The organism is Corynebacterium durum (genome assembly GCF_030408675.1).
Taxonomy (GTDB): domain Bacteria; phylum Actinomycetota; class Actinomycetes; order Mycobacteriales; family Mycobacteriaceae; genus Corynebacterium; species Corynebacterium durum.
The window spans coordinates 1,303,483-1,317,956 of sequence record NZ_CP047200.1; the positions used below are offsets into that span (position 1 = coordinate 1,303,483).

Annotated in this window: 15 protein-coding genes; all 15 read left to right on the forward strand. The window is 57.6% G+C overall.

Annotated elements, in window-relative coordinates; all coding sequences use genetic code 11:
• Window positions 1–8: 8 nt before the first annotated feature.
• The 15 genes from CDUR_RS06140 to gap all read left to right on the forward strand — a co-directional run bounded on the left by CDUR_RS06140 (window position 9) and on the right by gap (window position 14,406).
• A complete protein-coding gene (locus tag CDUR_RS06140; protein WP_179417534.1) occupies window positions 9–227 on the forward strand; it encodes a hypothetical protein in 219 nt (72 codons plus the stop codon).
• Window positions 228–304: 77 nt separating this feature from the next.
• Window positions 305–814 (forward strand): peptide deformylase, encoded by a 510-nt coding sequence (gene def / locus CDUR_RS06145; RefSeq protein ID WP_006063303.1) that lies wholly within the window; start codon window positions 305–307, stop codon window positions 812–814.
• 33 nt (window positions 815–847) lie between these two features.
• Window positions 848–1,798 carry a methionyl-tRNA formyltransferase gene (gene fmt, locus CDUR_RS06150; RefSeq protein WP_179417535.1) on the forward strand — a complete coding sequence of 317 codons (951 nt, stop codon included), beginning with the start codon at window positions 848–850 and terminating at the stop codon, window positions 1,796–1,798.
• Window positions 1,798–3,291, forward strand: a complete 1,494-nt coding sequence (locus tag CDUR_RS06155) for an RsmB/NOP family class I SAM-dependent RNA methyltransferase (RefSeq protein ID WP_179419047.1) — start codon at window positions 1,798–1,800, stop codon at window positions 3,289–3,291. The genes fmt and CDUR_RS06155 overlap by 1 nt, the downstream gene beginning before the upstream one ends.
• A gap of 38 nt (window positions 3,292–3,329) precedes the next feature.
• Window positions 3,330–3,989, forward strand: coding sequence for a ribulose-phosphate 3-epimerase (gene rpe / locus CDUR_RS06160; RefSeq protein WP_179417536.1), 660 nt, complete (start codon window positions 3,330–3,332; stop codon window positions 3,987–3,989).
• Window positions 3,990–3,998: 9 nt separating this feature from the next.
• Window positions 3,999–4,985, forward strand: a complete 987-nt coding sequence (gene ribD / locus CDUR_RS06165) for a bifunctional diaminohydroxyphosphoribosylaminopyrimidine deaminase/5-amino-6-(5-phosphoribosylamino)uracil reductase RibD (RefSeq protein ID WP_179417537.1) — start codon at window positions 3,999–4,001, stop codon at window positions 4,983–4,985.
• Window positions 4,986–5,011: 26 nt separating this feature from the next.
• Window positions 5,012–5,605: a riboflavin synthase gene (locus CDUR_RS06170; RefSeq protein WP_179417538.1), complete on the forward strand. Its 594-nt coding sequence runs from the start codon at window positions 5,012–5,014 to the stop codon at window positions 5,603–5,605.
• Between the two features lie 54 nt (window positions 5,606–5,659).
• A complete protein-coding gene (locus tag CDUR_RS06175; protein WP_179417539.1) occupies window positions 5,660–6,916 on the forward strand; it encodes a bifunctional 3,4-dihydroxy-2-butanone-4-phosphate synthase/GTP cyclohydrolase II in 1,257 nt (418 codons plus the stop codon).
• Window positions 6,913–7,398 carry a 6,7-dimethyl-8-ribityllumazine synthase gene (gene ribH / locus CDUR_RS06180; protein WP_179417540.1) on the forward strand — a complete coding sequence of 162 codons (486 nt, stop codon included), beginning with the start codon at window positions 6,913–6,915 and terminating at the stop codon, window positions 7,396–7,398. The genes CDUR_RS06175 and ribH overlap by 4 nt, the downstream gene beginning before the upstream one ends.
• An 84-nt stretch (window positions 7,399–7,482) precedes the next feature.
• Window positions 7,483–7,974, forward strand: coding sequence for a PH domain-containing protein (locus tag CDUR_RS06185; protein ID WP_006063311.1), 492 nt, complete (start codon window positions 7,483–7,485; stop codon window positions 7,972–7,974).
• Window positions 7,974–9,992: an excinuclease ABC subunit UvrC gene (gene uvrC, locus CDUR_RS06190; protein WP_179417541.1), complete on the forward strand. Its 2,019-nt coding sequence runs from the start codon at window positions 7,974–7,976 to the stop codon at window positions 9,990–9,992. The genes CDUR_RS06185 and uvrC overlap by 1 nt, the downstream gene beginning before the upstream one ends.
• Window positions 9,993–10,003: 11 nt before the next feature.
• Window positions 10,004–10,903 carry an RNase adapter RapZ gene (gene rapZ / locus CDUR_RS06195; RefSeq protein WP_081598685.1) on the forward strand — a complete coding sequence of 300 codons (900 nt, stop codon included), beginning with the start codon at window positions 10,004–10,006 and terminating at the stop codon, window positions 10,901–10,903.
• Window positions 10,904–10,908: 5 nt separating this feature from the next.
• Window positions 10,909–11,895: a gluconeogenesis factor YvcK family protein gene (locus CDUR_RS06200; RefSeq protein ID WP_290208095.1), complete on the forward strand. Its 987-nt coding sequence runs from the start codon at window positions 10,909–10,911 to the stop codon at window positions 11,893–11,895.
• Between the two features lie 64 nt (window positions 11,896–11,959).
• Entirely contained in the window at window positions 11,960–12,943 is a 984-nt protein-coding gene (whiA, locus tag CDUR_RS06205) for a DNA-binding protein WhiA (RefSeq protein ID WP_179419049.1), read from the forward strand.
• A gap of 458 nt (window positions 12,944–13,401) precedes the next feature.
• Window positions 13,402–14,406, forward strand: a complete 1,005-nt coding sequence (gap, locus tag CDUR_RS06210; RefSeq protein ID WP_179417542.1) for a type I glyceraldehyde-3-phosphate dehydrogenase — start codon at window positions 13,402–13,404, stop codon at window positions 14,404–14,406.
• Window positions 14,407–14,474 lie beyond the last annotated feature (68 nt).

The window sequence follows — 14,474 nt, forward strand, 5'->3', positions numbered from 1 at the left end:
GAAGCCCCATGATCTACCGCGATACGGTGACAAGGAAAGAACTCATTGACGGCATCGAACTTCTCCGATCAGCCACGATGGAGGAATCGGAGGAGTCGGCGTTGTTAGAACGCCTTGAACGCGGGGTGTCGGACCCGGCTCTCAGCGACTACATATTGTGGTCCGACATGACAGCGACCGAGATTGTACGCATCGTGGAAGCCCACCAACCCATAGCGCTGAGCTGATGTTGGTGCAATCGAGCACGCTACTATGTAGCGATAGTAGCGTTTACCCTCTATAACCCAAGGAGTCCGGCCCAGCTATGACGATTCGTGAAGTTCGCTTGTTTGGCGACCCAGTGCTCAACACCCGCGCTGATGAGGTCACGCAGTTCGATGATGCGTTGAAGACGTTGGTGGAAGACATGTTGGACACCATGGACGAGTACGACGGGGTGGGCCTTGCTGCCAACCAAGTTGGGGTGACACGTCGAGTGTTTGTATTTGACTGCGCCCATGAGAACCCAGGAATGCGGGGGCACGTGATAAACCCAGTGTGGGAACCCGTTGGTGAGGAAAAGCAAGTGGGTAATGAGGGGTGCTTGTCCATTCCAGCAGTGGTGAAAGAGACGGAACGGTACAACTCCGTGAAGGTCACAGGGCAGGATGTGGACGGCAACCCGGTGGAGATTACAGCATCAGGACTGATGGCACGCTGTATTCAACACGAAACGGACCATCTTGACGGTGTGTTGTTTTTGAAGAGACTGTCGCCAGAACTTCGTAAAGAAGCAATGCGTGAGATCCGCGAATCCGACTGGTTTAACGCTTAAGGCAACCAAGGAAGGCCAAGAAAAGGAGCGTCTGTGCGCATAGTTTTTGCTGGTACCCCCGACCCCGCCGTGGTGGCGTTACAACATCTGATTGACTCCGGCCACGACGTTGTGGGCGTGATTACCCGACCCGATGCCAGGAAAGGCCGAGGGAGAACCATGCACCTATCACCGGTGGCGGCGCTCGCCGAGAAACATGCCATTCCCATGGTCAAGCCCACCTCCTTGAAACCTGGGACAGAAGACGGCGATGACGTGCGTGAACGCTTGCGGCAGTGGCAACCTGAGTGCATTCCGGTGGTGGCATATGGCAACCTCATCACGTCGGATCTTCTGGACGTAGCACCGCACGGCTGGGTTAATCTGCATTTTTCTCTTCTTCCAGCATGGCGCGGGGCGGCACCAGTGCAGGCAGCGATTTTGCATGGCGATGAGATCACAGGTGCCTCGACGTTTCGTATTGAGCAGGGCCTAGACACCGGCCCGGTATTGGGGTCGATCACCGAGCCTATTCACCCGACAGATACGTCCGATGACCTGCTCACGCGGCTGGCCTACAAAGGTGCGGAGCTTCTTGTCGCAACACTGGACGGTCTGGAAGCGGGCACAGTTGTTGCCCGCCCTCAGGATGGTACTGCAACCTACGCCCCGAAAATTGATAAACACGACGCGCGCATTGACTGGCAGCAGCCAGCACACATGATTGACCGGCAGATTCGTGCGCATACACCAGCCCCAGGTGCGTGGACGATGATGGGGGAGGACCGTGTGAAAGTCGGTCCGGTCACGCAGGCATCACCGGAAGGTTCGACTCCTGATCACCCTGGACATGTGGTGGTGACCAAGCGCGGCGTGTTTGTGGGCACTGGCACAGATCCTGTCCAGCTCGGCCAGATGCAGGTTCCGGGAAAGAAAATGATGTCCGCAAGTGACTGGGCACGTGGTGCGCAGGTGCATGGAGATGAAGGCGTGGTGTGGCAGTAATGGCTGGTGGCTTTAGGTCAAGATCAAAAAGTGGCGATAAACCCACCAGTACATCCATGTCGCGGCCGAAGGGCGCAAAGGATGGTGGGCGCAAACAGTCTCAACCACGCCAGCAGCGCCGCTCGCCACAGCAACGGGAGGTGCGAAGGTTTGTCGAGGCGGGCGTCGACAAGCCGCGTGCAGCTGCGTTTGACGTGCTCACCGACGTTCGCGTCAATGATGCTTACGCCAACTTGGTGCTGCCTGCGTTGCTGCGGGAGCGTCGAATCACCGGCAGGGATGCTGCCTTCGCTACGGAATTGACCTACGGTACGTTGCGCACGCAGGGGGTGCTGGATCGGGTGATTGCGGCGTCGTCGTCACGCTCCGTGACCCAGATTGATCCGACTCTTCTCGACGCCCTCCGGCTTGGCGTGTACCAGTTGCTGTATACGCGCGTGGAGCAGCATGCCGCAGTGGACACGACTGTGCGCATGGCTGAGGCGGTGGGGCAGCCAAAGGCCAAAGGGTTTGTGAATGCGGTGATGCGTACCACCTCTCGATCGACTCCAGAGCAGTGGATGGAGCAACTTACCCCTGAAGAAAGCCTGGCGGCCGTGGCTTTTCGGCACGCCCACCCCGAATGGATTGCTCGCAGTTTCGTGCGTGCCTTGGGGTCAGACGCAGAACTGGACGAGGCGCTTGAAGCCGACTCGCAACGTCCAACAGTGCATCTTGTTGCCCGTCCTGGGGAGCTGACCGCAGAGGAGTTGGCGCTGGTCACCGGTGGTGAACAGGGGCGTTACTCACCCTATGCCGTGTATTTGGACGGTGGTGACCCCGGCGAGCTGGAACCTGTCCGTGAGGGCATGGCAGCGGTCCAGGATGAAGGCAGCCAACTGATTGCTCGTGCTGTTGTGGAGGCCCCGCTTGAGGGGCCTGACCAGGGACGTTGGCTTGATTTGTGCGCAGGCCCCGGCGGCAAGGCTGCCTTGATGGGGGCGCTGGCCCAGATCGATGGTGCGCATGTGGATGCGGTGGAAAAAACACCGCACCGCGCCCGGTTGGTGGACAATAGCGTCCGCGGTCTTCCCGTGACGGTTCATGTGGTGGACGGGCGTTCCCCGCACATCGGCACAGGGTTTGATCGTGTGCTTGTTGATGCCCCCTGCTCAGGTCTCGGTGCGCTCCGTCGCCGCCCCGAAGCGCGCTGGCGCAAACGCGATTCAGACATTGCTGGACTGGCGAGCTTGCAGGGTGAGCTGCTGGAATCCGCCTGCTCGCTTGTTCGGCCAGGGGGAGTGGTGGTGTACTCCACCTGCTCACCCGACGTGAGGGAAACCCGCGAAATTGTTGATCGCGCTGTCAACGAATGGGGCATGCAGGAACTATCCGCCCACGAGTACGCACTGGGCATGGATAACGTGGGTGAACATAAGTCGGTGCAGATGTGGCCGCATCGTCATGGCACCGATGCTATGTTCTTCGCCGTGCTGCGGCGGCCAGTGTCATAACCTCCCGTGGTTGTCGCGCGGCAGTCTATGATGGGGCCATGACAAAGACGCCGATCATCGCCCCATCCATTTTGGCCGCCAACTTTGCCCACCTGGGTGACGACATCCAGAAAGTCAACAACGCAGACTGGATTCACGTCGACATCATGGATGGGCATTTTGTTCCTAATCTGTCCTTTGGCGCGGGGATCACCGCCGATGTGCATAAGGTCACCGATCAGCCGCTTGACGTGCACCTGATGATCGACAATCCCGAAAAATGGGTTGATGACTACATCGCCGCTGGGGCATCCTGCGTGATTTTCCACGTGGAAGCCACCGACGACCACGTCGCCCTTGCTGATCACATTCGCAGCAAAGGCATCCGCGCAGGTTTCTCACTCCGCCCCGGCACCCCCATTGAGCCCTACCTCAAAGACCTCGACCACTTCGATCTTGTGCTGGTTATGAGCGTCGAACCCGGGTTTGGTGGGCAGTCTTTCATGCCTGATCAACTGGACAAAGTACGCTACCTTCGCGCTGAAATAGACAGCCACAACCTCTCCACCCTCATCGAAATCGACGGCGGGATAGGCGAGAAAACCATCACAGACGCTGCCATCGCTGGGTGCGATGCCTTTGTTGCAGGCTCAGCCGTCTTTGGCACAGACGACCCCCACGCTGCTGTGGAGTCCCTACGGCGTCTTGCCACCGTGTAAACAGTCTCTATGGATAATCCGGACACTATCCCGCAGATCGTTATTGAAGCCCTGCAGCGCGCCATGGCGGCCGCCGAGGAGGTTCGTGGCACCACCAGCCCAAACCCGCCGGTTGGTGCCGCAATCCTGGACACTGCAGGGAATCTCGTTGGCGTTGGGGCGACCCAACCTCCAGGTGGCTCGCACGCCGAGATTATGGCGATCGCACAGGCGGGAACGAATACTCAAGGCGGCACCGCAGTGGTTACCCTTGAACCTTGCAATCACACAGGACGCACCGGTCCTTGCTCCCACGCGATCTTGGACGCCGGGATTACTACCGTCTACTACGTCCATTCCGATCCCAACCCTGTGGCCTGTGGTGGAGCCACCTGGCTTGCCGACCGTGGTGTACAGGTCATTCAGCTTCCCGGTCATGTTCCAGCCCTCCGCCCGTGGCTTATTGCCACCCGCATGCAGCGACCTCACCTGACCTGGAAAACCGCCAACACCATCGACGGCTTCACCGCCGCGTTGGACGGCACCAGCCAGTGGATTACCGGGGAAGATGCCCGACACCACGCACACCGCGACCGTAGCAAGCGCGATGCCATCATTGTTGGTACCGGCACCTACTTCGCCGACAACCCTCAGCTCACTGCCCGAACCTCTGAAGACACGCTCTACCCGCACCAACCGCGGCGGATAGTCGTTGGCCGCCGTGCGGTCAACGAACCCGGTTGGGAACACTACCCCGATAGTGACACCGCGCTTACCGAACTTTGGCGAACCGGAGCCCGCGACGTCCTCATTGAAGGCGGTGCCACCCTAGCCACCAGCCTCCTCAGCAGAGGGCTTATAGACGCCGTCCACGCCTACATTGCCCCAGCATTCCTCGGCCAAGGACTCGGCGTTGTTACAGAGGCATTGGGCACCACCATCACCGACATACGCCGCTTCACTCTCGACTCCGTCACCCGACTTGGTGACGATGTCCTCCTGGAACTCGCGCGGTAAACAGTCGAATGTGTTAATAATGAGGAGTGTTTACTGGAATCATCGAACAAGTTGGTACCATCTCCGCAGTTGAACCACTAGGGGATTCCGTTCGGCTCACTATCGACGCCCCCGCCATCCTTGACGGTGTTGCCCTTGGCGACTCCATCGCCGTCAACGGCGTATGCCTCACTGTTGCGGAGCACACCGCCACCACCTTCACTGCAGACTGTATGCAGGAAACACTGGACCGAAGCAACCTTGGTGAACTGCACGTCGGCAGTCCCGTCAATCTCGAACGCGCAGCTCTGGTGAACGCGCGACTCGACGGACACATCGTGCAGGGGCACGTGGATGCCACCACCACACTGACCAGCCGAAACTCCTCCGAGCACTGGGATGTTCTCCGGTTCGCACTACCACCCACACTGGCGCGCTACATCGTGGAAAAGGGCTCCATTGCCATCAACGGAACCTCTCTCACCGTATCCGCCCTGGGCGATGATTATTTTGAAGTGTCACTTATACCGATCACACTCCGCGACACCATCTTTGGAAAACTCGCAGTCGGAGGCACCGTCAATCTAGAAGTAGATGTGCTGGCAAAATATGTGGAACGGAATCTAACGTTCCGAACCTAACAACTTCCAACACCCAGATTTCATACACCACCAGGCGAAAAGGCAGAAAATTCCGTGACCGACCAGGCAGAGGTACGCCTCGACGACATCGAAGCAGCCATCAGAGATATTGCAGCAGGAAAAGCGGTTATTGTTGTCGACGATCATGACCGCGAGAACGAAGGCGACCTCATCTTCGCTGCAGAAAAAGCAACCCCCGAACTTGTTGCCTTCATGGTCCGCTACTCCTCGGGCTACATCTGTGCACCACTGACCGGTGAGAATTGCGACAGGCTGGATCTCCCCCCGATGACCACCTTCAACCAAGATATTCGCTCCACCGCCTACACCGTCACCGTGGATGCCGCTACCGGGACAACTGGAATCTCAGCCGCCGACCGCGCCGAAACACTGCGTCGATTAGCCAACCCAGACAGTACCCCTGGAGACTTCACCCGCCCAGGCCACGTTGTACCCCTCCGAGCCAAAGAAGGCGGCGTTCTTGTACGCGCTGGGCATACGGAAGCTGCCGTAGACCTCGCACGGCTCGCAGGTCTACGCCCTGCCGGCGTGCTCTGCGAAATAGTCAGTGAAGACGACCCCACTGACATGGCGCGCAGCCCAGAACTAAGGCGCTTTGCTGACACCCACGGTTTGCACATGGTCTCTATTGCTCAACTCATTGAATGGCGGCGTAAACACGAGACGCTTGTGGAGCGAGTTGTCGAAACGCGCCTACCCACCGACTTCGGACTCTTCACCGCCATTGGCTATCGCAGCACCGTCGACGGCATAGAACATGTCGCGCTTGTTGTCGGTGATCCGTCGGACAACAACGGAGAGAATGTCCTGGTAAGAGTGCATTCCGAATGTCTCACTGGTGACGTCTTCGGCTCCCGCCGCTGCGATTGTGGACAACAACTTCATGCCTCCATGAAAGCTGTCCAAGAAGAAGGTCGGGGAGTGGTGCTCTACATGCGCGGCCACGAAGGCCGGGGCATCGGTTTACTCGAAAAACTTAAGGCATACCGCATCCAAGACAGTGGAGTAGACACCGTTGACGCAAACCTAGCACTTGGACTGCCTACCGACGCCCGAGAATTTGGCACCGGAGCACAAATCCTCCGAGACCTTGGAATTCGCTCCCTCAACCTCCTCAGCAACAACCCCACCAAACGCAGTGGACTCATTGGGCATGGGATTACCATCGCCAAACGCACGCCCGTCAGCGTAGAAGTCAACGAAGACAACATCACCTACCTCAAAACCAAACGTGACCGCATGGGGCACGACCTCCCACAAGTAGCCGCATATGAGGAGGAGCACCGATGAGCACAGACGGACTGCCCACCATCAACGAGATCAACGCCACCGGTCTGCGCGTCGCCGTCGTCACCGCGATCTGGAACAGTGAGATTTGCGACCTCCTGCACGCCCGCGCCGTCGACATGGGCAACGCCTTAGGGGCAACCGTCACCGACTACCGCGTCGTCGGAGCACTCGAACTACCGGTTGTTGTTCAGGAACTTGCACCCCGCTACGATGCCGTCGTAGCGCTCGGCTGCGTCATCCGCGGCGGTACCCCACACTTTGACTACGTCTGCGACTCGGTGACACAAGGACTCACACGCATCGCCCTCGACACAGCCACCCCCATTGGTAACGGCGTCCTCACCACCAACACTTACGACCAAGCCAAAGAACGTGCAGGCGGCAGTAACGCCGTGGAAGACAAAGGCGCCGAAGCCATGATTGCGGCCCTCCACACCGCCAGCATCCTTGCAGCCATCCGCGCAGACCAGTCAGGGGTGTAGTCCACTACCATTCCCACATCCGCCTACCTCACGACTACAATATTCACGACACACCAAGACCCCGTGTAAGAAAGCGAACCGACTGTGGACAACATCCAACGCCTTGTGGCTGCCGACGCCGCCACAACCACCACCAAGCCGTGGGAACTGGAAGTAACGTCCCAGCGTCTGAAAATAGTGGCCGCCCTCGCCATCATCATCGTCATGGGCGTACACATCTTCATGGCCTCCGTCGTCGCCAGCGGCAACACAGGCGCCGCTGTCACCACCATCGATCAATGGGCCTTCGTCGGTATTGGCCTCATCATCTCCGCAGTCTGTCTCACTATCATGCGCCCCCGCGTCCGCGCCAACGAAGACGGCGTAGAAATCCGTAACTTCATCGGGACACGCTTCTACCCCTGGGACGTGATCTACGGGCTGTCTTTCCCCAAAGGCGAACGCTGGGCGCGCCTCGAACTGCCCGAATTTGAATTCGTCCCCATGTGGGCATTCCAATCCGCAGACGGCGCACGCGTCGTCACCGCCGTCGAACAATTCCGCACCCTTGAAGACAAATACATGCCGGAAGATTAATGGCTGACCCAGCAACCTACCGCCCAGCACCCAGCAGCATCCCCACTGACCCGGGAGTCTACAAATTCCGCGACGAACACGGCCGGGTCATCTACGTCGGTAAAGCCAAAAACCTACGAGCCCGCCTCGCCAACTACTTTCAGGACCTCATACAACTCCATCCACGCACCCGACACATGGTCACCACTGCCGCCAGCGTGGAATGGACAGTCGTCTCCAGCGAAGTTGAAGCGCTCCAGCTCGAATACACCTGGATCAAAAAATTTGATCCACGATTTAACGTCAAATACAAAGACGACAAAAGCTACCCCATGCTGGCTGTATCGGTCGGCGAACATTTCCCGCGTGCCTTCGTTTACCGGGGACCTCGACGCGCCGGGGTGAGGTATTTTGGCCCGTATTCTCATGCCTGGGCGATCAGGGAAACCTTGGATCTACTCACTCGGGTTTTCCCGATCCGAACGTGTTCCAAGGGCGTGTTTAATAGGCATCAGCAATTGGGACGTCCGTGTTTGTTGGGATACATCGATAAGTGTGCCGCTCCCTGCGTGGGGAGAGTCACGGCCGCCGAGCATAGGGAATTAGTGGATGGCTTCTGCCGCTTCATGGCTGGCCGTACGGATGAGGTCACGCGCGCGTTGACGGATCAGATGATGCACGCGGCAGAGGAACTTGATTTTGAAAATGCTGCTCGGTTGCGTGACGACTTGACTGCTGTGGAAAAGGTGATGGAAAAACAGACTGTGGTGTTGGGGGACGGCACAGATGCAGATGTCATTGCCTTTGCAGAGGATGATCTTGAGGTGGCTCTGCAGATTTTCTATATTCGCGCCGGACGCGTTCGTGGTCAGCGGGGATGGGTGGTGGAGAAACCAGAGACACCCGAAGGTGACGCGGGCGTCGATACGCAGTCGGGGACGCCATCGTCTGTGATGTCTGAGGTGCTGCGAAACTTCATGGTGCAGTTTTATGGCGATGCAGTGGAGCGGGAGCGTGAAGTGCAGGACGCGGACGGGGAGCAGCGGGAGTCCGTGGTGCCGCGCGAGGTGCTGGTTCAAGCCATGCCCGCTGAGGCTGATGACGTCATCGAATGGTTGAGTTCATTGCGGGGTGCTCAGGTGTCGTTGCGGGTCCCACAGCGTGGGGAAAAGAAGGCCCTGGCGGAGACGGTTGAGCGCAATGCACAGGAGGCGTTGAAGCAGCATAAGTTGAAGCGAACTGGGGATTTAACGGCGCGGTCGGCGGCATTGCAGGATATTCAGGAAGCGCTGTTTCTGGAGCAGGCACCGCTGCGGATTGAGTGTATTGATATTTCACATATTCAGGGCACGGATGTAGTGGCATCGCTGGTGGTGTTCGAGGACGGTATACCTAAAAAATCCGACTATCGGCGCTATAAAATTAAAGATGCGGCTGGTGATGGCCATTCAAACGATGTTGCGTCTATTGCGGAGGTGGTGCGGCGTCGTTTTGTGCGTCATAACCAGGACAAACGTGCCGTTCCCGACGAGGCCCAGGATGCCTCGACGTTTTCGGATGAGCAGGTGGAAGAGTTTTCCACTGATCAGGGCAGGCGGTTTGCTTACCCGCCGCAACTGTTCATCGTTGATGGTGGCGCGCCACAGGTTAATGCAGCCCAGGAAATATTTGATGAGCTTGGTGTTGTGGATGTGGCGCTTATCGGTCTGGCCAAACGCTTGGAGGAAGTATGGGTTCCAGGGGACCCGGATCCGGTGATTCTTCCGCGCACTTCGCAGGGGCTTTTCATGTTGCAGCATATTCGCGATGAGGCGCACCGCTTTGCCATTTCCTTCCATAGGCAGCAGCGGTCGAAGCGTTTGAGGGCGTCTGAACTCGACGGAATTAAGGGGCTTGGGCAACAGCGGCGTACTGACCTGGTGAAGCATTTCGGGTCGGTAAAGAAACTCAAAGAGGCAAGTGTTGAGGAGATTACGGAGGTGAAAGGTTTCGGCCCCAAGCTTGCTCAGGAGGTATATGCAAAACTCCACTCTGGTTAAACATGGTTATGATGAACACCATGACAGAGACACAACCCATCGAACGAATTGAAAAGGCCCCGGTGCTGATCACCGGCATGTCGGGGGCTGGTATTAACTCGGCGGCGCGCGTGCTGGAAGACCTCGGCTGGTACGTGTCGCACAACCTGCCGCCAGAGTTGATTTTTGCGTTGGTGGAGTTGTATCAGTCTGACGAGTCGCCAGTGGACAAACTCGCCGTGGTTACTGATGTCCGTGCCCGGGAATTTCGCGGAAACCTCTATGAGGTGGTGGACAAGCTGCGCTCTGAGGGGAAAAACCCCACGGTGCTATTCATGGAAGCGCGTGATGAGGTGCTGATTAAACGCTTCGATTCTGTGCGCCGCACTCACCCATTACAAGGGCGCGAGACGTTGAAAATGGGAATCGAGCGTGAACGCAAGGCGCTGGCGCGGATTAAAGAAGAAGCGGACATCGTTATTGACACCTCCGATCTCTCAGTACATGATCTGCGTCATGCTATTGAAAATAGTTTTGCCACGTTAGCGCACAACAGGCAACACATTACTGTCCAGTCTTTTGGTTTTAAGCACGGTGCCCCCGCTGATGCCGACTATGTGGTAGACGTGCGCTTCCTTCCCAACCCCTACTGGGTGCCGGAACTGCGTGCGTATCGGGGTGTTGATGCCCCTGTCTCCGATTATGTGTTGAGTCAGGAGGATGCTGAGCCTTTTATTAGCAACCTTGTCAATCTGATCACCAGCGTTACCCCGGCGTATCGGCGTGAGGGGAAGAACTTCATTACCGTCGCCGTCGGTTGCACCGGCGGACATCATCGTTCCGTTGCTGTCGCAGAGGAACTTGCCCGTCGTTTCGACGAGGTCGATGGGCTTGATGTGTCTGTCACGCACCGCGATATTAACCGGAGTTAGTGACCATGACTTTCCGTGATGCTCATGAAAACCTGCGTTCTATGGTGTGCCTCGGTGGCGGGCATGGACTCTTTCAAACTCTCCGCGCAGCCCGCACACTGGAGGTGCCCACTATTACTGCGGTGGTCACTGTTGCTGATGATGGCGGTTCCTCCGGCCGCATTCGGCGTGAATTGGGCCAGATTCCGCCGGGTGATCTCCGCATGGCGCTTGCGGCCCTAGCCCGCGATGATGATAACGGGCGCATGTGGGAGCACACCCTCCAGCACCGCTTCGGTGGGCATGGGGCGCTGGCGGGCCATGCGGTGGGTAATTTGCTGATCGCTGGGCTTGCCGACGTCCTGGGAAGCCACATCGCTGCCCTCGATACTGTTGCGCAACTTACTCAGTCCCACGGGCGGGTTGTTCCCATGTCGGAACAACCCCTAGACATTGAGGCTGAGGTAGCGGGGCTTGACGACGACCCGCGCGTCATTCGCCTCGTTCGCGGCCAGGTAGCCGTGGCCACCACGCCTGGATCGGTACGGCGCGTGCGATTGATACCGAGCCACCCGCCAGGCGGCCGTGACGCCCTCAACGCTATCGACTCCGCTGATGTTGTTACCCTCGGTCCTGGATCGTGGTTTAGCAGTGTAATCCCGCACCTGCTTGTTCCTGATATTGTGCATGCGCTTGCTGCTACTGATGCCCTTAAAGTTGTGGTTCTCAATTTGACTGCTGAACCTGGTGAAACAAGTGGGTTCTCCGCCGAACGGCACATCCACATGCTAAGCCAGCACGCACCCATGCTTCGTGTTGATCGCATTCTTGTTGACGCAACAACCGTCAACTCCTCTGTTGAGCTTGCCAACTTGGAACGTGCCGCGGCGAGCTTGGGAGCCATTCTTATTGCTGCTGACGTGCAGGAACATGACGAAAACGGGCGTCCCACGGAGCGCCACGATCCTGTAAAACTAGCCGCAGCGCTGAAAGACATATCCTTGACCCGTTAATATGAAACGCGTTGTTGATCAACGTGATCAACAACGTAGCAATCAAAAGATGGGTGGACATACGGTGACATTAACAACGCAAGTAAAAGAGGAATTGGCTCGCGTCACTGTGAGCAGGCCAAGTTCTAGGAGGGCGGAAGTCTCTGCCCTCGCGCGTTTTACTGCCACCATTCACACCGTTTCAGGGCAGGTTCTTGTTGAATTCGACGTGGATAGCGACAACATTGCGCGGAGACTTCAAACAGAAATTGACGATCTCTATCACCGTGAATCAACTATTCACACTACTGGCAGCGCAAGTGGACGAAAAGGCACACGCTACCTTGTCCGAGTTGTGGAACCAGGTTTTGATTTCGCGCGCAAAGTCGGCTTGGTTACTCGCGGAGGGCAATACATTCGGGGCCTATCTCCTACCATCGTTTCTGGCACGGTGTCAGATGCGGAGGCAGCATGGCGGGGTGCCTTTCTGGCTTGTGGAAGTCTCACTGAACCGGGACGTTCCAGCGCTTTAGAAGTGACATGTCCGTGTGCGGAGGCCGCGCTGGCGCTGGTCGGCTGCGCTCGTCGTTTGGGTATTTCTGCAAAAACAAAGGAAACCCGTGGCGCGGATCGAGTGAGCATTCGGGAAAACGAGTCGATTGGGGCGTTGCTGACGCGTATGGGGGCGCAACAGTCTCGCCTGGAATGGGAAGAGCAGCGGCAGCGCCGAGAGGTTCGTTCACCCGCTAGTCGGCTGGCCAATTTCGATGATGCTAACCTACGTCGGTCGGCCCGCGCTGCCGTAGCTGCGGCAGCGCGGGTGGAACGCGCTCTGGACATTCTGGGGGAGGATGTTCCTGACCATTTGGCGGAGGCGGGTCACTTGCGAGTGACGCATCGTCAGGCATCCTTGGAGGAATTAGGCCGCCTGGCTGATCCGCAAATGACCAAGGATGCTGTGGCCGGACGTATCCGCCGGCTTCTCACCATGGCCGATAAGCGAGCCAAAGAATTGGGGATTCCCGCGACTGATGCCGCTGTGACGGACGATTTGCTCGAAGACATGTAGCCCAGGCGTGGCTTTAGTTGGGTTTTCGTCCGATTGGTGTGGGTTTTGTGTCAAATTTGTGTCAATCAGTCGCCTTTCATCCAGCGATGTGGCTGTATATGTGGCCGCGATGAAAGAAAAACCCACATTGTGACTAGTAACACGGTAACGTGGTGTGGGGTGGGTTTTTCTGTTTTTCCACGCTGGTTTTTTGCGTAAATAACGCCCTAAAAGGGGGGTGAATTTGCGCATAATGAGGGCGATTCTGTGTGTAGTTTGTGAAAAGTTACTCCAATAAAACCTGTAATTCTGCCCCCCGATTGGGAGGTGGGCATGTCCGATCAAAAACTATGGGGCGGTGACGTAAGTCGCAAATGCAGGAGTTGCTGCTGCGCAACTCACAAAGGCTGGGTACAGTGGGCAGTACCGCGGATAAATAACCCCGACGGACAAGTTCCAACCACTGTAAGGAGTACATTGTGACGGTTCGTGTAGGTATCAACGGCTTTGGCCGCATTGGTCGCAACTTCTTCCGTGCCATCAAAGAGCGCGGTTCTGACATTGAGGTCGTGGCTGTCAACGACCTCACCGACAATCACACCCTCGCTCATCTGCTCAAGTACGACTCCGTGCTCGGTCGCCTCGGCGCTGATGTTGAGTACGACGACGAGTCCATCACCGTTGACGGCAAGAAGATCATCGTCACCGCTGAGCGTGATCCGAAGGACCTGAAGTGGGGCGAGCAGGACGTCGATATCGTCATTGAATCCACCGGTTTCTTCACTGATGCTGAAGCTGCCAAGGCTCACCTGGATGCTGGTGCTAAGAAGGTCATCATCTCCGCTCCAGCGAAGAATGAAGACGCAACCTTTGTCGTTGGCGTGAACCACACTGATTACGACCCAGCGAAGCACAACATTATTTCCAATGCTTCCTGTACTACCAACTGCCTCGCACCGCTGGCAAAGGCACTCAACGATGGCTTGGGCATTGAGAAGGGGCTCATGACCACCATTCACGCCTACACCGGCGACCAGCGCCTGCACGATGCTCCACACCGCGATCTGCGTCGCGCCCGTGCAGCTGCAGTTAACATCGTTCCGACCTCCACCGGTGCAGCCAAGGCAGTGTCCCTGGTTCTGCCGGAGCTGAAGGGCAAGCTGGACGGCTTTGCTATGCGCGTTCCGGTTATCACCGGCTCCGCCACTGACCTGACCTTCACCGCTCCTCGCGAGACCACCGTTGAAGAAGTCAACAAGATCGTCAAGGAAGCTGCTGCAGGCGAACTCAAGGGTGTGCTGAGCTACTCGGAGGAGCCGCTGGTCTCCACCGACATTGTCACCGATCCTCACCCCTCCATTTTCGACGCCGGCTTGACCAAGGTCATCGGCGACCAGGTCAAGGTTGTTTCCTGGTACGACAACGAGTGGGGCTACTCCAACCAGCTGGTGAACCTCACCGAATACGTGGGCGAGCGCCTCTAATAACTCTCTAACCCTGCGGCCCGGGGTGTGCCACCCGGCACACGACGGGCCGTTTGGCTTATATAGAC